General features: G+C 60.2%; 17 protein-coding genes and 1 pseudogene. 8 read left to right on the forward strand and 10 right to left on the reverse strand.

Translation table 11 applies throughout. The annotated features are described in order from the left end of the window. Positions 1-781: 781 nt before the first annotated feature. The 8 genes from MNQ99_RS18525 to MNQ99_RS18560 form a co-directional block, all read right to left on the reverse strand. A complete protein-coding gene (locus MNQ99_RS18525; RefSeq protein WP_241915584.1) occupies positions 782-1,795 on the reverse strand; it encodes a Rid family hydrolase in 1,014 nt (337 codons plus the stop codon). 19 nt (positions 1,796-1,814) lie between these two features. Continuing rightward, positions 1,815-3,299 (reverse strand): aldehyde dehydrogenase family protein, encoded by a 1,485-nt coding sequence (locus MNQ99_RS18530; RefSeq protein ID WP_241915566.1) that lies wholly within the window; start codon positions 3,297-3,299, stop codon positions 1,815-1,817. 143 nt (positions 3,300-3,442) lie between these two features. Further along, complete coding sequence (locus tag MNQ99_RS18535; protein ID WP_241915567.1) at positions 3,443-4,816, reverse strand: amidase; 1,374 nt, start codon at positions 4,814-4,816, stop codon at positions 3,443-3,445. Beyond that, complete coding sequence (locus tag MNQ99_RS18540) at positions 4,813-6,357, reverse strand: class I adenylate-forming enzyme family protein (protein ID WP_241915568.1); 1,545 nt, start codon at positions 6,355-6,357, stop codon at positions 4,813-4,815. Before MNQ99_RS18540 ends, MNQ99_RS18535 begins: the two co-directional genes overlap by 4 nt. Continuing rightward, entirely contained in the window at positions 6,354-7,157 is an 804-nt protein-coding gene (locus MNQ99_RS18545; protein WP_241915569.1) for an enoyl-CoA hydratase/isomerase family protein, read from the reverse strand. The genes MNQ99_RS18540 and MNQ99_RS18545 overlap by 4 nt, the downstream gene beginning before the upstream one ends. After that, positions 7,154-7,648, reverse strand: a complete 495-nt coding sequence (locus tag MNQ99_RS18550) for a VOC family protein (protein ID WP_241915570.1) — start codon at positions 7,646-7,648, stop codon at positions 7,154-7,156. Before MNQ99_RS18550 ends, MNQ99_RS18545 begins: the two co-directional genes overlap by 4 nt. Continuing rightward, positions 7,645-8,811 carry an LLM class flavin-dependent oxidoreductase gene (locus MNQ99_RS18555; protein ID WP_241915571.1) on the reverse strand — a complete coding sequence of 389 codons (1,167 nt, stop codon included), beginning with the start codon at positions 8,809-8,811 and terminating at the stop codon, positions 7,645-7,647. The genes MNQ99_RS18550 and MNQ99_RS18555 overlap by 4 nt, the downstream gene beginning before the upstream one ends. 127 nt (positions 8,812-8,938) lie before the next feature. Further along, positions 8,939-10,426: a hypothetical protein gene (locus tag MNQ99_RS18560; RefSeq protein ID WP_241915572.1), complete on the reverse strand. Its 1,488-nt coding sequence runs from the start codon at positions 10,424-10,426 to the stop codon at positions 8,939-8,941. Between the two features lie 20 nt (positions 10,427-10,446). On the opposite strand from MNQ99_RS18560, the gene MNQ99_RS18565 reads away from it, so the two are divergent. From MNQ99_RS18565 to MNQ99_RS18585, 4 genes are all read left to right on the forward strand, one after another. Beyond that, positions 10,447-11,013 (forward strand): NIPSNAP family protein, encoded by a 567-nt coding sequence (locus MNQ99_RS18565; RefSeq protein ID WP_241915573.1) that lies wholly within the window; start codon positions 10,447-10,449, stop codon positions 11,011-11,013. Further along, a complete protein-coding gene (locus MNQ99_RS19115; protein WP_338423138.1) occupies positions 11,010-12,122 on the forward strand; it encodes a flavin reductase in 1,113 nt (370 codons plus the stop codon). Before MNQ99_RS18565 ends, MNQ99_RS19115 begins: the two co-directional genes overlap by 4 nt. Then, positions 12,119-12,859, forward strand: a complete 741-nt coding sequence (locus MNQ99_RS18580; RefSeq protein ID WP_241915574.1) for an SDR family oxidoreductase — start codon at positions 12,119-12,121, stop codon at positions 12,857-12,859. The genes MNQ99_RS19115 and MNQ99_RS18580 overlap by 4 nt, the downstream gene beginning before the upstream one ends. A 104-nt stretch (positions 12,860-12,963) precedes the next feature. Continuing rightward, positions 12,964-13,275 (forward strand): hypothetical protein, encoded by a 312-nt coding sequence (locus tag MNQ99_RS18585; RefSeq protein ID WP_241915575.1) that lies wholly within the window; start codon positions 12,964-12,966, stop codon positions 13,273-13,275. Between the two features lie 191 nt (positions 13,276-13,466). Here MNQ99_RS18585 and MNQ99_RS18590 read toward each other — a convergent pair. Both MNQ99_RS18590 and MNQ99_RS18595 read right to left on the reverse strand, forming a co-directional pair. Beyond that, a pseudogene (locus tag MNQ99_RS18590) lies at positions 13,467-13,955 on the reverse strand (IS3 family transposase); the annotation flags it as partial. 247 nt (positions 13,956-14,202) lie between these two features. Then, positions 14,203-14,478 carry a hypothetical protein gene (locus tag MNQ99_RS18595; protein WP_241915576.1) on the reverse strand — a complete coding sequence of 92 codons (276 nt, stop codon included), beginning with the start codon at positions 14,476-14,478 and terminating at the stop codon, positions 14,203-14,205. A gap of 141 nt (positions 14,479-14,619) precedes the next feature. Here MNQ99_RS18595 and dctP point away from each other — a divergent pair, with 141 nt between their 5' ends. The 4 genes from dctP (at position 14,620) to MNQ99_RS18615 (ending at position 18,626) form a co-directional block, all read left to right on the forward strand. Then, a complete protein-coding gene (dctP, locus tag MNQ99_RS18600; protein WP_241915577.1) occupies positions 14,620-15,726 on the forward strand; it encodes a TRAP transporter substrate-binding protein DctP in 1,107 nt (368 codons plus the stop codon). Positions 15,727-15,783: 57 nt separating this feature from the next. Next, positions 15,784-17,139: a TRAP transporter large permease gene (locus tag MNQ99_RS18605; protein ID WP_241915578.1), complete on the forward strand. Its 1,356-nt coding sequence runs from the start codon at positions 15,784-15,786 to the stop codon at positions 17,137-17,139. Continuing rightward, positions 17,136-17,675: a TRAP transporter small permease gene (locus tag MNQ99_RS18610; protein WP_241915579.1), complete on the forward strand. Its 540-nt coding sequence runs from the start codon at positions 17,136-17,138 to the stop codon at positions 17,673-17,675. The genes MNQ99_RS18605 and MNQ99_RS18610 overlap by 4 nt, the downstream gene beginning before the upstream one ends. An 81-nt stretch (positions 17,676-17,756) precedes the next feature. Continuing rightward, a complete protein-coding gene (locus tag MNQ99_RS18615) occupies positions 17,757-18,626 on the forward strand; it encodes an IclR family transcriptional regulator (RefSeq protein WP_241915580.1) in 870 nt (289 codons plus the stop codon). The last annotated feature ends 33 nt before the right edge of the window (positions 18,627-18,659 follow it).

Raw genomic sequence — 18,659 nt, forward strand, 5'->3', positions numbered from 1 at the left:
GACCAGGGTGATTTTGTGCAGCTGGTAGTTGATCGATTCGATCTGATCCGTAGTGTAAAAGATCTTGCGGATTTCCGAGGTGAAGGCCGGGAATGGTGTGAGGTTCTCCTACGTGCCGCCATACCATTTCCGCGAACTGAACCGCCGGTTTCCGTCTACCTTCCGGACCCGCGGGACCGCGCCGGCCGACGCCGCATACAACATCCCACGAATAACACACGACTACGCTCGAATTGTTCCACTCTCGATTTCCCTTCAAATGGCACTCTGAAAGTGCCCTAAGTGGGGCCATTTCAGAGTGCCGTACTCGAGCGAGAGGATTATCTTCCACCCGCCCAGCTGGCGGACCAGCTTGGGAACGCACACCATCTGGAAGGAGCCGTTCTGGTCACTCGGCACGATGATCTCCACCCGCTCATGCAAGATGTGAATGGACATCGTGGTCTTGCCGCTGTGAGAGTGCCTGTGCCCTGTCGGGCGGCGTCCCGGACTTGTAGCAGAGTGGTCCGCTGATCTCGGTTCCTAAGGCGCGTTGAAGGACGGCCTGGCTGCTGCCAGGAACGCGAACTGAGCAAGGCGACCACCTGAAGATCGGCGTAAACCGAAACATCGGCATAATCAACGACCGCCGCGAGCATCTACGCGCGGCTTCGTCCTCGCAGTTTCGGAACTAGGCGAAATTCATCGCCCGCTCGCTCCCATGCGGAATCAGACCCTGGCTACGCGCTCAATGGCTATGAAGCCATACCGGCTGTGTCCTGCGCATCAGTCCTTGATCCGACTACACGGCTATCACCGCCGTCGCTTCGACCTCTCCCACCGTGAGGTTGGAAGGGACGATGACCCGTGCGGGCGGCCGAGATGTGTCCAGAAAGGAGCTATATATTCGATCGAACTCGGGGGCGTTCGACATGTCTCGAAGGTAGACAGTAACCATCACCGCCTGGCGAAGACTCCCGCCCCCTGAAACAGCGATCCTTTCCAGATTCTCGAGCACATGGCGTACCTGCGACGAGAAAGGCTCATCCATGAGTCTGACTCCTGAGGCTAGCCGCGGGGTCTGCCCGGAGATATACAGCATGTTGCCATGGCGCACGGCCTGGCTGTATGCACCGGCCGGCGGTGGAGCACTATCGGACTTAATCTGCTCTATCATCGGAGCAGCATTCGGTTGAGTCGCAACTTGATCTGAATCCGACACACCAGCAGTGCTTCCCTCGACGAGAGCTCCTTTAACAAAGAGTGAGTGGAGAGTCTCGCCGATCTTTTCGAGCGAATGTCGGCCATCTGGCCGATACCATCGGATGGTTCCGTTGAGCATGTCCAGAAGCGCGTGTGCAAGGATCTTACTCTCCGACGCGCCTACGCGCAGGGCCGGGACCGATGAGATCAGGTTGGCAACCGAATCCTGGTAAGCCCTCTCGTCGGCGATGATGATCTCAAGGTCCTGGTCGGGGAAGTGCGAGCGCTGGGAGAGTGCGACGTCGAAAACGGCCCGGTCGCCCATGATCGTGTGGAGGTGCCCTTGTACGAACAATCGGAGCTTCTCTTGTGGATCGTAGTCCAGCTCACGGATCTGTTCCAGCATCGTCGAGAGGTTCACGCCGGCACGGCGGAGCACGAGATAGGCTAATTCCTCTTTGCTCTTTACGTAGTAGTAAAGAGCTCCCCCCGTCACTCCGATTTCGGCGGCGATGTCTTGAATAGTCGTACCGGCGTATCCCTGCGCCGCAAACATCTTCGCGGCCGTTGCAATGATCTCATCGCGCTTGAGATCGTGCTTAGTCGATGCCATCGAAACCACGTTCTACTCCTCAGGTATCAAGCGCGACGACAACCGTCTTGCTCTTCGTATATTGTTCGATCCCGGCGCGACCCTTCTCTTGACCCCACCCGCTCTGCTTAAAACCGCCGAACGGGAGCGCTATGTCCATCGATTTGCCGTTGATCCAGACGGATCCGACATCCACAAGCTCTGCCATTTTATGCGCGGTGGACACGTTGCGGGTCCAGAGTTGTGCGGTAAGGCCGTATTCGGTGTCGTTCGCGATCGAGGCTGCTGCCTCGATGGTGTCGAATGGCATTGAGGTGATGACCGGACCGAACACCTCGCTCCGAGCGATCTCCATGGTCGGGTCAACGTTCGACACGAGCGTCGGTTCAAGGAAATAGCCCTTACTCGGCAGACGGCTGCCCCCTGTAACTATCGTCGCTCCCGCGGCCCGGCTACGTTCGATGAAGCCTTCAACATGTTGGAGATGCGACTCGGAGACGAGGGGCCCGACTTTCGACTCGGGTTCCATGCCCGGGCCTACAGACAACCGCGAGATCGCCCCAGCGAGCCGCTCGTCGAACTCTGCTTTGATGCGTTCCTGGACGAGGATGTTGGAGGGCGCCGTGCACACCTGCCCGGAGTTGCCGAAGGCAGATTGGAGGATGCCCTCGACCGCACGATCCATGTCGGCATCGTCGAGAACGATGCTCGCGTTCTTCCCTCCAAGCTCGAGCCCTACACGTTTGAGATTTCCCGCCGATGCCCGCACGATCGCCTTGCCAACCTCGGTACTCCCGGTGAAGGAGATTTTGTCGATGCCGTTGTGCTCGACCAAAGCAGTCCCCACGACCGAGCCCGAGCCGGTGACGATGTTCAGCACTCCTGGTGGGATGCCCGCTTCGAGCGCGAGCTCGCCGAGTCTGAGCGCGGAGAACGATGTGAGCTCGGCGGGCTTGAGGACAACGGCGCATCCCGCAGCCAGCGCGGGCGCGATCTTCCATGCTGCCATCCCGATCGGGAAGTTCCATGGAATGATCTGCCCGACAACGCCGATCGGTTCGACACGGGTATAGGCGTGAAACTGACCGGAACCGCCTATGTTGAACGTCTCACCGTCTAGTTTCGTGGCCCATCCTGCCATATACCTGAAGGTCTGGGCGCTCCCAGCGACATCGCCGTTTAGCGCAGACAGGTACGGTTTGCCTTGGTCGAGAGTCTCGAGTTCGGCGAGCTGAGCGCGATTCTCATCGATAAGGTCTGCGAGGCGCCAGAGCATCTCGGCACGGCGGGCAGCGGTAATGCCCCGCCATGCCGGGGACTCGAATGCGCTTCGAGCGGCGACGACTGCATCGTTCACATCGGAATCTGACCCGGAAACGATTTCACCGATAGCTTGGCCGGTCGCAGGGTCGAGCGACTGGAAACGCCCGGTCCCCGTGCCGTTGACCCACTCGCCACCGATGAGGATTCTGGCAGGCCGATTGAGGAATCGCTGAGTATCTTCGCGGATAGTGGTCGTGAGCATCACAATGCCCCCTGTCCTGCGCCGCCGGCCTTACAGAGCGTGAGCGTGGTATAGGTCTTTCGGGGTGGGTGTTGAACCCCTTTTCGAGTATGGGCAGGAGCGGTCTCTGCGCTCATGATGATATTCCTTTCCCTTGGTTCGCTTCAGTTTCCGGAGGTCTGTAACAGCGGCGCCGCCGGCAGCCACTGTCGCGCCGCCTCGAGGGCAGCGGCGAGATTCAATAGCCGGTGGTCATCACCCGGTTGTCCGATGATCTGGACAGAACTCGGCGGCTTCCCCGGGACCTCACCGATCGGAAGCACAATTGCGGGGTGTCCACTGTAGTTCCAAGGCGAGAGCTCGGGTGATTTCGGGCCGAGCCCGAGTCTGTCGACGGATGCGGGCAGAAGCACCGGCGTACTTCTGGTGGCAGTGAGCACCACGTCGTACGGGGCGGCCCAGGCGGTGAGCCTGCGGGCATACTCGGCGGAAAGGTTCAGCACTGAGCGGTACTCCCACGCGAGCGCCTTCGCGCCTTGCTTATACAGCGGGAGTGCGTAGGACGTGAGGAGTTTCGCGTTCCGGTCGAGGAATCCCGGCTGGAGGTCGTTGGCCGCGGCGAAGTGCTCCGCCCCAAATGGCCATAGTCCATCACCGATCGATTCCGGCAGCGGACTGGTAGGTAAAGGAGCGGCTTCGATAATCTTTGCGCCGAGCTGTTCAAGATAACCAACGGCGGCATCAACCGCTTCGTCGTCGTCGCGCCCAATCACTCCGACGAGCGGGGCTCCGAATCCAGTGTCAGTTTGGTGTCTGTGGCCGCTCAGCGTCGCGAAGGTGAGTCGCGCATCGGCGATAGTTCGGGTTATCACCCCGGGGTGGGAACGTGTAGGGGACGCCCGCCAGCGCTGGATGACCGGGATCGCCCCCCGAGTGGGTTTCAGACCGACCAGCCCTGTAACCGCGGCTGGGAACCGGATCGAACCTGCGGAGTCCGTGCCGATGGCGATTGGCCCGAGGGCGGCAGCGACCGCCGCCGCCGCACCGCCGCTGGAACCGCCCGGCGAAGCCTCGAGATTCCACGGGTTCCGTGTGGGCGGAGCGAGACGGTTCCACGTGACCGAGGACAGGGCAAACTCAGACGTGTTCGTCTTGCCCAAGATTATCGCGCCGGCCTCCCGCAGCCGGGTCGCAATCATCGAATCCTCGCTAAGGTGCTCCGCAAAAGCCAGCGATCCGTATGTGGTCGGCATCCCGCCGACCTCGATCGTATCCTTGACCGAGACGGGTACGCCGCACAATGGGCCGGGGGCCGGGCCGCGGCCGCGGCGGAAGTCTCTCCATGCCCGATCAGCCTGTACAGCCGCTTGCTTCGCCCCCACGCTGTCGACGGCGAGGAACGCGCTGAGCGTTGGATTCACGGATTGCACACGGTCGAGGATCTCTGCGGTCACGTCGATCGGAGATTTGGCTCCTGATCCGAAGTCTTCGAGCAGCGCCGCAGCGGAGCCCGCCCCCACCACTCCAGCCGAAGTCATGAAATCAACTGCCGTATCGTCGCCATCGATCGGACTTCGCCCCGGACTATTTTCCCGGAGGGACTGCGCGGGATGCTCGCCACAAAGACATACCTTCGAGGGCGCTTGTAGTCCTCGAGATCGCTCGATCGGCAGTGCAGGTCGAGCGCCTCTTCGCTCGTTCCGGCGCTGCCGCGAACGATGACGGCGGTCACCACGTTGCCCCAGGATTCGTCGGGTACACCGATCACTGCCGCATCGACGACGTCCGGATGGTTCATCAGCGTGGCCTCGACCTCGGCCGGTTTGATGCTTTCCGCGCCTGATCGGAACATCTCATCGAGGCGGCCATGGTAGAAGTAGTTACCGTCGGAGTCGGCTCGGAACAGGTCACCGGTACGAAACCACCCGTGATCGACCTTCTCGACCGTCTTGGCCGCGTTCGCCCCCCAGTACCCCTCGAAGACACCGGGGTTCAACATGTCGACCAACAGTTCACCGACCTCGCCAGGTCGTACGAGATCATCCGCACCGCCCCCGGATGTTACGATTCGGACGCGCTGGTCCGCGGCTAGCCGCAGCGTGCCGGGTGCTTGCCCCGCCATTGAAGAGGTCATGAAGGGAATGGACAACTCGGTGGTGCCGTAGCCTTCGTGGACGAGCGCGTTGGGGAAACGCTCGAACAGCAACTCGAGGAACTCTGCGCCACCCGGCGCGCTGCCAAACACGACCTCCCTGAAAGACTCAAGCTTCTCCGACGCCCCCAGATGCGAGATAAGCATGCGATATAACGTCGGCGGAGCGTGCATGTAAGTCAGGCGCTCGGACTTAACGACCTCCGCAGTTTCTGCATCGATTCGCTCGAAGGGGTAATAGGTTCCGCCCACGAACACCGTGTAGTAGAACAGCCAGTGCAGCCCGACAGTGTGGTAAAGCGGGGTTGCGCCGACAGTGCGGGTTCCATCGTCGAAGTGCGGGCCGACCGTCGAGGTATGAGTGATGATCCGTTCGTACACGGCTCGGTGTGTCACCGGCACGCCCTTCGGCAGCCCTGTGGTCCCAGATGTGTAGATGATCGCCGAGAGATCATTCTCGTTGGGCAACCGGCTTTCGTCTACAGCACCGTCAAGGTCCTCGAATCTATGCTCGAACGCTGCCGGGTCACCCTTGGCTCTGACCCAGTGGCACTCGACGCCCTGCCCACGCAGCTTGGCGGTCGTATCGGGCGAAACGGCGTCGTCAACGACGACGACTTTGCTCCCGGAGTCCTCCAGCACATGCTTGACACCCGCGGGCTTCAGCCGATAGTTGAACGGGACTGCGCATGCGCCGATCATCTGGGCCGCATACTGTAACGTGGCATGCGCGATGGAGTTGCGCATCCCAATCGCGACGCGATCGCCGCGGGACACACCCAGCGCCAGCAGCCCGCCCGCGACCCGTTGGATCTCTGCGTACCACTCCTGGTAACTCAAGTGCCGATTAGTTGTCCAAATCGCTGTTCGGTTCGGAAACCTTTCCACCGCCAGCGTGAGCGCTCGCCACAAACGTGAGTCGTTCATCGACGCTCCTCAGCGGAGGCGCGAGGGCGGCCCAGATGAGTGTTCAAGCTGCTCGTGGCTTCCTCCGTGCCGTAGTAGCTTTCGAAATCGGCGGCGGTCATCTCTTCGAGTTCGGCGTCCGACATCGTCATGCCTTGATTTACCGTTCGCTTGAGAGCGCGGAAGATGTGGGCCGGCTTCGCCGCCATCTCGGTGACCCAAGCGTCAGCACGGCCCAGGAGATCCTCGGGTTCGACGATCTCGTGCACGAGCCCGAGTTTCTCGGCCTCCGCGGCCGAATATATGGAGCCTTCGAAAAGAACTTTCTTCGCGTTGTTGTAGCCGAGCACCCTAACTAGCTGTTGGATTCCTCGCGCCATTGGCATGAGCCCGTGGTTGATCTCCGGCATGCCGAATCTCGCGGTATGGGAGGCGACGCAATAGTCCGCGAGTGCCGCCATCTCCATCCCCGAGCCGACCGCGGCGCCATTGACCGCGCACACGAGTGGGCATTCGAGCGCGCCAAGCAGCGATTTGAGCTGCGAACCGAGTCGAACTCGTGCCACGCCTTCGGCCGGGGTGATCGTTGCGAACTCCTTCACATCACCACCGGCCGTGAAGAATTTGTTCCCGGCGCCGGTGACCACTACACCGCGCACCGTGTCATCCGACACGACCAGGCCCAGCTCTGCCACGATCTCTCGGAGCAGCGCATTGTTCAGTGCATTTGCCGGCGGGTGGTCCATCGTCAACCAAACGACATCCGCGCGCCGTTCAACGTGCAACATTCGCTTCCTCGTCCCATTGATTTCGAAATTCATGATCTGACAGCCTCGGCCCTCGTGAGCCGCTGGTCGACACGCACTTCACCCCGGAGCTCGACCACCTCCAGCAGCACTCCGCCGAGTTCCTTCGGCAGCGCCCAGTTCAAAAGTGCCCGATCCGCGACGTAACGGGCCGCGCGTCCGCCCGGGATCTCGATGGGCTCCGGGACGGCCCATCGCAGGCCGAGCTTCGCCCAGTCCTCCATCGTCGCCTCAATGTCGTCCACGCGCAGTGCGATTGAATAGACCCCCTCGCCCCGCTTGTCGAGGAAACGGCCGACCGGTCCGAGCCCGGCTTCATGCGGCGAAATGAGTGAGATCCCTGTACCTCCGGGGACATCAAGGGTGATGTCGGTCATTGCGATCGGAAGCTCCGGCATGACCGACGGCTCAAGGTCGGTGAGCCCGAGAGCGCGGTAGATCGGCAACGTCACGTCAAGGGATGTGACTGCAACGTTGACCGTGAGAAACTCGACGACGTGGCTCATCCGTGCACCTTCCCCCGCGACGCCTCAAACTCGCGAAGCTTCTCCTCATGTACAGGCCGGAGCGCTCGGATCTCTTCGAGCGCGTCATCGGCGGACTTCGCGAGTGCCCAGGGCGTGCTGAAGTGGGGGATAACGTACTTGCCGATGTTCGCGATCGTGCGCATGATCACGTCGTGGGGCATCGAATCAATGCGCATGATCAGCGTGTCAATGCCGAGATCCGCAAACTTTTGGACCTGTCGGATGCACTCGTCTGGATCTCCAACGACGAATCCTGCCGATTCGTTCAACATGAAGTTGGTGTCGTGGAAGTCGACCCCGCTCACGGCGCCCATGTAGGCGTAGTCTTCCGAAAGCTTTGCAAGCCGCTCGTAGGCGCCTATGGCCTGTTTGGAATACTCGATCGCGGGCCCGACGTATTTCATCGCCTCTTCCATAGTCTCGAGGCAAATCACGGCGCCAAAATTGACTGCAGCCTTCGACCGCGTCGTCGGAAAATCAAAGGTCAAGCCGTCGTAAGTTTCGTCGTAAAGAGCCAACGTGTTCTTCATGTACTCGAAGCCCATGAAGCTCGACGAGGTCATCACACCGATGCCCTTCTGTGCTGCTTGGACGTGCGTTCCGGGACTCGTCGCTGCGACCGAAAGGGGTGGATGTGGCCACTGGACCGGCTTCGGAGTGAGGCTCCGCGGGGGGACCTTGTAGTGTTCGCCTTCAAAGTGAAAAGGATCATTCAGGAATGCGGCACGGATGAGGTCGAGTCCCTCAGACCATTGGGATTTGTTCTCGGTGACACCGACCTCGAACGCACGCAGCGCGAGCGTCGTGTTGCCGCGGCCCGTGCCGAGTTCGACGCGCCCATTGGAGAGGATGTCCTCGGTTGCGACCCGCTCGGCTACGCGCAGGGGGTGGTTGAAGTTCTTCGGAAGCAACGTGACGGCATGTAGGAACCGGATCCTCGAGGTGAGTGCCATCGCATACGGGTAGAGCGTCTCTGGCGCAGCCGAGGCGATCCCACCGATCGCGAAGTGCTGCTCTGACGTTCCGAACACTTCGAACCCGACCTTCTCTGCGAGCAGGATCTGGTCCACCAACTCGACGTATCGCTGGCGGTGCGTGGTTCCTGGAGAGGTCTCAGCCTCACTAAGAAATGCGAATCTCATTTTGGTTACCCTTCATCGAATGGTGAGCGGATGTTACTCGGCTTGATACCGAACGGAGACTCTCCGATGCGGAGAGGGTGCTGAACTCGTGGTTCAGGTAGATCAACGAGTGGCGACATGGCGAAGATCAGCCGATCACTGCCACCACGACTGCCGCAACGGCAAACCCCGAAACTACGGGGATGAACATCGAGCGAACGAGGTCGACGACTGGAACCCGGGCGAACGCCGCTACGGCGATGAGGCTCGACCACGTCAGGAGCGTTCCCCCGCCGGTCCACACAGCCGCATTCTGCCCCAGCGCGGCGAGCAAAGTCGCATCAATTCCGACGTGGTCAGCGATCTGCACGCTGATTCCTCCCACCAGCGGCAGCCCAGCCCAACCCGACCCGTCAAGTGAAATGAGCATGCCAATCAGAACAATGGCAAACGCCCCGATGAAAGCATTAGCTGGAATGTACGGTTGAATCGCTGCAACCGTATCGAAAAGGAACTGTGGGGGCGGAACTTCCTCTGGGAGGCCGAGGATGGCTCCGGAATAATCCGGGATGCCCAGGTAGAAGAACCCTCCGATCGGGACAACCACGCCCATCGCCTTGAACGCGTAGGAGAGCCCGTCGATGAGGTGCGTCGAGCCGTCCTCTAGCGCTACTTTCCGTTGGGACGTCACGAGTACTAGGATCATCAGCACCACGGCCGCGCCCCCGACAAACGCCGCTCCGGCCCCGTCGTCCCACGGCACAAGATCAGTGAACCGGCCCAACAGCATGTACACGAGCACCAGGACAAACGCGATGGGGACACCGACCGCCCATATTTTCGCGAGGCGACTGTACTGCCGGGGGAGTGCGCCATGCTCGGCGCTGCCGCCTGACGGTGCCTCCCCGGAGGAGCCACCGCCTGCCCCACTCGAGCCGCCGTCCATCGACCCTGCCGAAACCGTTTCAAATACCCGCAGCTCGGGAGCGATTCGCGCTTTCCGAATGAGCTTCCGCACGACCAGCACGTAGGCCAGCACGAATGCCACGGCACCGATGACCCAGGAAATCAAGAGGCTTGAGATAGCGACCGACTCGGCCGCGAGTTCTGCTGAGCCACTCGCCATGATGGCCGGTCCCATCCCTATCACATAGTCCGAGGCGATCGCCATGCCCTGACCGGCCAGTGCGATGGCTATGCCGGAGGCGAGCGGCGGCAAACCTGCCTTCACCGCGGCGGGTAGCAGCAGAGCGGCGACGAGCGCCAGCGCCGGCGTCGGCCAGAAAACTAAGGAGAGGGGGTACGTAACTGCAAAGAGCACTATGTAGGCCGTCGGGCCATTCAGCATGATTTTCGTGAATGGAACCGTCATTAGCACGTCTGAGCCGATGTTCCGCATAGCAGCGATCATCGCGGTGATACACGCGATTACAACGAACAAATCGAACAACGCCGTGCCCGCCTGTATCGAAGCCCGGAACACCGCCATCGTCGCCTGCACGACGTCGCCGTTATAGAAGAGCGCTGTTAAGAACGTCGCCACGATAGCCGGAACAACCACGTTCTTGCGGCACACCATGGCGACCACCAAAGCGAGAACACCTAAGAGAAAGACAACTGTTGAGGGGGTCATCATTGACAATCCTTGTTTGAACAGTGGATCAAATTGTGGATCGCTCGAAGTCTACACACGTTCAAACTTATTTATCAAGCATTCAATTTGAGGCCGCTTCTACCGCTCTCTCTCGTCGCGACGGCTGCGACGTGGCCGCATGTCCGCGCAACGGAAAGCGCACCCGCATCATCATCCTGCAACCTGTTGACACCAGCATCAGACTATTGAATGATCATTCAATGAAGACTGAAGTCGCGCCCCGGAATATGAACGTTTGGGAGCTTCGGCGTTATCGTGCCCCAGCTGGCCGAGCAGAAGACCTCCGTCGCCGCTTTTTAGAAGCTGCCCTGCCCGGATTCGAGCGAAATGGGATGCGCCTGCTCGGCCTGTGGCAATCGTTCGACAACTCCCACGAGTTCTGGTACATCCTCGGCTTCAAGAGTAAGCAGCACCGGGAGGACGCTTGGAGCAGTTTGCGACAAGATCCAGTCTGGCAAGAAGCTCGAGAATCCAGTGAGTTCCACGGGCCCATAGTCCTCGAGCAGGACAGTGTGTTGATGAGGGGTCTCGCCGAGTGCGAGACGTTAATTGAGGAGGTTCAGGAATGATTCCGTCTGCAGACCATAAAGTCGTCGATGCTACTACTTTTCGTCATGTGTTGGGGCACTACCCGACCGGGGTTTCCGTGATCACGGCCGCCGATCAACACGGCTCGCCCCAGGGAGGCATGGTCGTTGGAACATTCACTTCGGTCTCGCTTGACCCTCCATTTGTAGCCTTCCTACCGGACAAGGGATCGTCGAGTTGGCCGAAGATAGAGAAGACGGGACGTTTCTGTGTCAATGTTTTGAGCGAGGACCAGGAACAGGTTTGCCGCCAGTTCTCGTCGCGAGGCGGTGACAAGTTCGCAGCCTCAAGCTGGCGGCCGTCCCCCTCAGGAAATCCGATTCTCGATGGGGTTGTTGCCTGGGTCGATTGTGCCATCGAGCAGGTTGTCGAGTCCGGAGACCATTACATCGTCGTCGGACGGGTGCTCGACCTTGCTCTCGAGAGAGTCTCCTCGCCGCTGACATTCCACCGGGGACGTTTCGGGCAGGTGACGGAAATGGCCCCGGAGGCCGCTTCTAACCCAAAGCAGGAAATCAGCCGTTTGACCGCCACCTTATTCGACCAGGATTTTGCGAAGGACTACCAAAGCGAGATCTCACGGCTCGCCGCGCAGTATGTCGACGGCTATGAGCATACGGCTCATTCACGGTCCGAACTGGTCTCGAAGGTCCTCGTCGACTACCTCGAGCATCTCGTTGACAACTACGAATTAGCCCAGTGTCACGAGGACCCGGTGAAGCGCTTGGCTGCGATGGTGGAAGTTACCTTGATGGCCACTCGCGATCACCGAGCAGCGGCGATCTTGTACCAAAGCGAACGTCAGACCCTAGTGGACGTCGACACCACTTCCCTGAAAGCTCTCGAAAGTTCGGCACAAGTGATCTGGGTTGAGACAATCAGCGAGGGGATACAAACCGGGCGGATGCGCAATGTCGATCCGAGAATTGCCTATTTCCTGTTCCGTGATGCCTTGTTCTTGGTCGCCCGCTGGTATCGCGATAGTGGCCGACTCGACCTCGAAGAGATCACGGCACGATATCTCGATCTAATTTGTCATGGCCTGCTGACCCCAGACTCGTCTGCTGACCGCCCGGAGACTACACAATGACGGGCGCGAGGTTGGATGGAAGGACGGCGCTGATCACCGGTGCGAGTGCAGGTATCGGTCGGGCCACTGCACTCGCCCTGGCGGAGGCCGGCGCCGCGCTAATCGTGACAGGGCGTCGTGAGGCCCAACTCAGGATCGTGGCAGAAGAATGCGAGGCGCAGGGCGCGAAGGTGTGGGCAGTCACCGGCGACCTGAACGACCCGGCCTTCGTACGCAGGCTTGCGGACGCAGGCACGGGGGTCGACATCCTGGTCAATAATGCAGGCGTGCTGACATATGCGCCCATTTTGGAGACGCCGCTCCCTGACTCTGAGGCGATGTTCCAGACGAACGTGTTGAGTGCCCTACGACTGATCCAAGCGATTGGCCCAGCTATGGTGAAACGCAAGCGCGGCCATATCGTCATGATGAGCTCGACGGCGGCGCGGGAGGTTTACCGACTAGGCGCCGTTTATTGTGCCAGCAAGCACGCCATGTCCGCGCTCACCCGCGGCCTGCGGCTCGAGTTGCAGGCAAACGGCATCAAGGTCACCGAGGTGGCACCCGGCATTGTGGACACAGGTATTCGAAGTGCCAGTGACCACCCGGACGTCATGGCCGCCCGGGAGGCGGCCGGCACCGTCTTGTCGCTGACGGCCAAGGATGTCGCAGCGGCGGTCGTCTACGCGTTGACCGCACCAGAGGATTGCTGCCCCGACCTCATTGAACTGCGTCCTCGCGGTGCGGCAACGGGGTGAACCGCAGGCAAATATTGTTCTCGCCAGCACCCGGAATCTCTCAAACGCGGTAGCGAAGCGGGCCTCAAGTTCGATACCCAATCCCTCCAGACCAAAGGAATCCAATGATCGTTGTAATCCATAACCAAGCCGTTCTCCTCACCGAGGCCAACGATTTCCAGCGGTTTTCCCTCGACGTGGGCGGGTCCGGCCCGGCCGACGTCGACTCGGCACTTCGCACAAACAACGCCGGCTACCTCAAAGACGAACACGCATTCATCAGTGCCGACTTCATTCGGCAGCATGCCCCCGACACGGGTGAGCGGGAGTCCTGGCTGTCTCGGCTTCAAGGGATGGTGGACTATGCCAGTTCAAAGGGATGGTTGTCCAGGGAGGGCGACATCCGCGCGCATATCAACAACTTCGCTGCCGAGTAGCCGGTGGCGGACTTGGTTCCGCTACTTCAGTTCGATCTCGACGAACGCGAAGAGCGTCGGAGACGCGGACGACGTTGTGCTCGCTGCCGTCCATCCGCGTGTTAGACGCTCCAGGCAGTAACGGGCTGTCGGCCACACCTAAGCGTGCGGCGTTACCTAAGTTTGTGAGACAGTTTGATTGATTTTTCTTCTTACGCTGCTGCTTGTTCGATCTGGTTCTGGTATTCGCTCAGGGCCTTTGCCGGTGGCAGTCCTTCGTTGTAGGAATGGGGCCTGCGCCGGTTGTACCAAGATTCGATGTATTCCATGACCGCTGTCCGTGCTGCCATGTGGTCGGGAAAATTGTGGTGGTGGTACATTTCGGTCTTTAGGTGCGAGAAGAACGACTCGGCCACCGCGTTATCCCAGCACACACCGACCTCACCCATGGACTGGGTGACGTTGTTCCCGGCGCACCATTTTTGGAAGCTTCCGGAGGTGTATTGGCTGCCGCGGTCGGAGCCGAAAATGGTCCCGTCGGGGTGAAGGCGGCCATGGTCGCGGGCCATGGCGATGGCGTCGACAATCAGCTCTGTGCGCATGTGGGAGGCCATCGACCAGCCGACGACCATCCGGGTCGCCAGGTCGATGACGGTGGCCAAGTACAGCCAGCCGGAGTCGGTTTTCAGGTAGGTTATATCCTATGCCGACCGTCGGACGATGCCGATGATGGCTGGGGGTGCCGGGGTCGGCAGGGGTTTTTGGGGTAGGGATGTCGGCATAGTCAAAGTGGGGTCATGCTTCAGGCACGGAGTGTCTGGAGGTGAGTTCCGTGACGAAAAGATCGCCAACGGCTCGGCCGCAAGTGGAACGTATTCCGCGGACTCCGATCGGACCGTTGGCGCCATCGGTGCTGGCCGAGTGTTCATCTTGGTTGGCCGGGCAGGGCTATTCGCCGGGTACGGCAGCGGGCATCGTGAACCTGGTCGCCCGGTTGAGCGTGTGGATGCAGGCGGAGGCCGCGAGCGTCGACGACATCTGTGAGGAACTGCTTGGCCGATTCGTGGCCTCGGAGCGGTCGCGCCCCGTGGCGGCGGCTGCGGTGAAGACGCCGATGAGGACGATGCGCAGGTTCTTGACCGACGCGGGATACCTGAGCGCGAACCAGAGCGAGGCGTGCGCGGCCACCGGCGCGCGGGCCGCCCAACGCGCCTCGTGGCGCACTGGTATTACTCAAGCTTGACACGTAGATGTGACGCAGGGCACGATGACTTCATCGTTCATGAAATTTGATTTCATCATATGAAATCCGACACGAACTAGGCCCGTCCCCGTTGGGCTGAACACATCGACAAGGGAGTCTCCATGAACCGCAAGATCGGACTAGTGGTCCTCGCAGTAACAACACTCGGCCTGGCGACAGCGTGCAGTCCAGCAAACACCGACGCAGCTGAAAGAGAGGTCATCACGTTGACCTTTGGGGTGGGACTTCCCGCTCAACACGTGATCATCTCCGACTTGGCCGAGCCCTGGCTGGAGCGCGTCGAAGAACTGACGGATGGTCAGGTTGAGTTCGATATGTTCGTCGGCGGTGAACTTGTCGAAACAGGTGAGGAAGAGGCCGCCCTGAACGCCGGGACGATCGACATGGGAATGCTTCATCCCCCTTATGCCACCGCCCAGTACCCGTTGGGAGGCGTGTCAATGCTGCCACTTAGCGATGCCACGTCAACGGAAGCGAGCTCGGCCTACCTTGCCATGCTCAACGGAGACGATGAGTTCAGCGACGGGACGACCTTCAAGTCCCAGTTCACGGACAAAGGATTCCACGTCTGGCCAACGCAGCTGGCGGTTGCCAACCGGCTGGCGACCGTGGATAAGCAGCCCTACTCGGTCGACACAATCAAAAAACTTTCACTCCGTGTCTCGGGCCAGGTACCGGAAATGTACGCAGCCAATGTCGGATACAGCACCGTCACGTTGCCCGGCCAGGACATGTTTGATGCGGTGAGCCGTGGAGCAATCGACGGAACCACAGGCTCGACGTCCGATTGGGTGACCTACGGTCTGCACGACACCCTCAAGTACGCCATTGCAGATCTTGACCTGGGCCACTTCGCTTCGGTATTCGCCATCCCGCTAGACACTTGGAATAAGCTACCCGAGAACGTGCAGGATGCGATGGAGCAAGCGTTTGAAGAAACGTACATGGACGGCACTCAGGCGCTTGACGACGCCGGCGAGGCAGCCGTCGCAAAGTTCGAGCAGGCCGGTGGCGAGATGAAGTCACTGGCCGAGATCGATCCAGACGCTCGGGATCGTTACCTCTCTGCGGTCACGGACACCTGGATGGACTTCATCGACGACCTCGAAGCCAATGGCCACCCGGGCAAGGAAGTAGCACTGCTGTGGCGTGACCACCTGGTCGAGGCTGGAGCTGATGTGCCCGACGGAATCATGAGCCTCAAGTGACATCCATCCAGCACAGGTTTACTCCTCGACCTCTTCGAAAGCCCGGAGGAGCCCCACATGACGATTGAACTCGCCGTCGGAATCGCAATGGCCGTCTTCATCCTGTCGCTCCTGTGCGGAATGCATATTCACTCGGTCCTACTCCTATCCGGCGCTGTCGGCTTGATATGCATTGCCGGCACCGGACTTCTCGCAGGTCTCATCGGGGCGCAACCCATTGGCGCGGTCTCCTCATACTCCCTGAGCACAATTCCACTCTATGTATTGATGGCACAGTTCATCGTACAGGCGGGAATTGTCAAAGACCTCTTTCAGGTCGTCCACAAACTCTCTCGGGGCCGAACGGGAGTTCTCGGGGCCTTGACCTTCGGCGCGGGTGGCGTGTTCGGCGCCGTCTCGGGGTCCGGAGTAGCAACGGCAGCAGCGCTTGGCCAGGTCGCTGTACCGGAGCTCAGGAGCCGAGGCTTCAGTCCCCATCTGGCGGGCGCAACCGCGGCCGCGGCCGGCTCCCTGTCCAGCATTGTTCCGCCCAGCCTCGCGCTGATCGTGTACGGCGTCGCAACGGAGACGCCGATCGGCGATCTGTTCATCGCTGCCGTGATTCCAGCGCTCCTCATGCTCACGATCTATACCATGGTGATGATCGGGCTCCTCCGGCGGGAGAGCAGGGCTGCGGGGATACCCCGAACGAAGATGAGACTGAGCGAAGGTGGCGAGACGATTTCACGCTATCGCCTGAGCGTGGCAATCGGCGTCGTCACGATCGTGGGCATTGTGATTTTCGGCGGAATCTACTTGGGGTTCGTCACTCCGACAGAAGCGGGCGCCCTCGGCGCCTTCACCGGCCTCGTAGGTGCCTTTCTGATCGGCCGCGTGGACCGAAACTATGTCGTCAGAAGCATCTCCGAGACGGTCAAGCTCACCTCAATGGTGATGCTCATCCTCGTCGCTGCGCAGATATTCGGACGCTTCATCTCAGTGTCTCGCGTTCCGCGAGACCTCATCGCGGGGCTGGCACCTCTGGTGGAAAGACCTGCCCTGATGCTTGCGATTCTCGCCGTCGCCTTCTTTGTGGCGTTTATGTTCCTTGAGGGTGCGGCGGTCATCCTCATGTCTATTCCCGTGGTGATTCCGCTGGTGGAGACCATGGGGGTGGATGTTCTCTGGTTTGGAATCTTTATCTGTGTGATCTCGACGATCGGACAGTTGACCCCGCCTGTCGGCCTATGCGTCTACGCCGTGTCCAGCACGGCGCGAATATCAGCCAATAAAATATTCCGACCGGCGCTCGCTATGGCGATCATTGCAACGATCGTCATGGCGGCGGCTCTGGTCCTTTTCCCCGATATGACAAATTGGCTGCTCGATGCAGACGATGGCGGCCTGATGACAGAAGGGAGTCCATTCAAATGATTCTTAAAGCTTACAAAAGTTTCGAGCACGCCAAACGGGCCGGCGTCTATGTCAGCGGTGCTGCCATCATCGCCATGATGCTGCTCATCGTCGCCGGCATCGTTATGAGAAACACGGCCGGGCATTCGATTCCGGCAAGCTACGAGATCGTAGAAAAATACCTGATGCCGCTGGCCGTGTTACCGCCCCTTGCCTATATCTACGGCGCCGGGTTCATGCCGAGGATGGACCTGCTGCTTCCTCGTCTTTCCTCGAAAGCCCGAGGTTACGTTATCTCCGTATTGACCGTGGTCGAGATTGTCCTCTTCTCATTCGCCACCGTCTTGACGTGGAACTACGCTGTCAATGGAATCCGTGGAGGCGACAGCTTTACCGCGGCCGGCTCCGTGTATATCCAGTGGCCAGTCTACTTCTTAGTCCCCCTAGCGTTCGGTGCCATCGTCATCGAGCTCTGCTTCGTGCTGGTGTCGAACCGTCGTCGGACGGAGAAACGTTGGACTGTGACGGATACGGGGGGAGATTTCATCGATGTGTGAGTTTCAGGTCAGTGCGCTGGATCGGGTCGTGCCGAAGGGCGAATCAGGCAGCGTGGGTGCTCGTAGGACAGGCGACCGGGCATGACAACGCTAGAAGAGGGCACCAATATGTCGAACCCGGACCAGTCGCCCACCCCGGGTGAATCCAGGGCGGCTCCTACCCGCATCAGGTCTGTGGAGCGCGCCGTCTCGTTGCTCATGAACATCGCGGAGCAGGGCCCGAACACAGGGAAGAAGGTGGCCGAATTGACCGGCTTGGCGCAGTCGACAGCGCATCATCTGCTCAATACTCTGGTCCAGCAAGGGCTCCTCATCAAGGACGCATCAGCCATTTATCGGCTCGGCCCTCGTATCGCCTTGGTATCCGATGCATACTCAAGGGACACCACCCTTCCCCCGTACCTCGACAAGCCCCTGCAAGCGCTTGCCGAGGGAACGGGAGAGACGTCCTTCGTCGCGAGTATCCGTGAAGGAGAGATCAAGCTCCTCGGCTCGGTTCCAGGTGCCGGGGCGGTGCGCGTGTCGACGCCTACGACCGGACCCTATGAGCATCCGACGGCGCGAGCCTCGGGCAAGTTGCTGCTGGCGCTAGGTTCCAGCTCGCGGTGCGACCGTACCCTTCGGGAACCTCTACAGGCCCTTACCCCGCAGACGGTCACGGATCCCCTTCAACTCCGGCAGGAGTTCGCGAGAATTCGCGAACAAGGATTCGCCACGGATCAGGAGGAGTTCCAAGTCGGGGTGAGCTGTATCTCGGCACCGATCAAGGATGGGGACACAGTGGTCGCTGCCCTGGCCGTATCCATGCCCAGTCAGCGAATGCGTGATCAATTCGACGAGATCCTTGGGGTTCTCCTTGGTGTGTGTCGGGAGGCCCAGGCCGAGTTCTACCCCTCGGGGGTTTCCGAGATGGTGTCATCAGTAACGGTAACGGGAAGGAGGGATGACTGAATCGTCTCACGGTTGCTCTTATCGAAAATCCGT

Origin of the sequence: Arthrobacter sulfonylureivorans, assembly GCF_022637435.1 — a bacterium.
Taxonomy (GTDB): domain Bacteria; phylum Actinomycetota; class Actinomycetes; order Actinomycetales; family Micrococcaceae; genus Crystallibacter; species Crystallibacter sulfonylureivorans.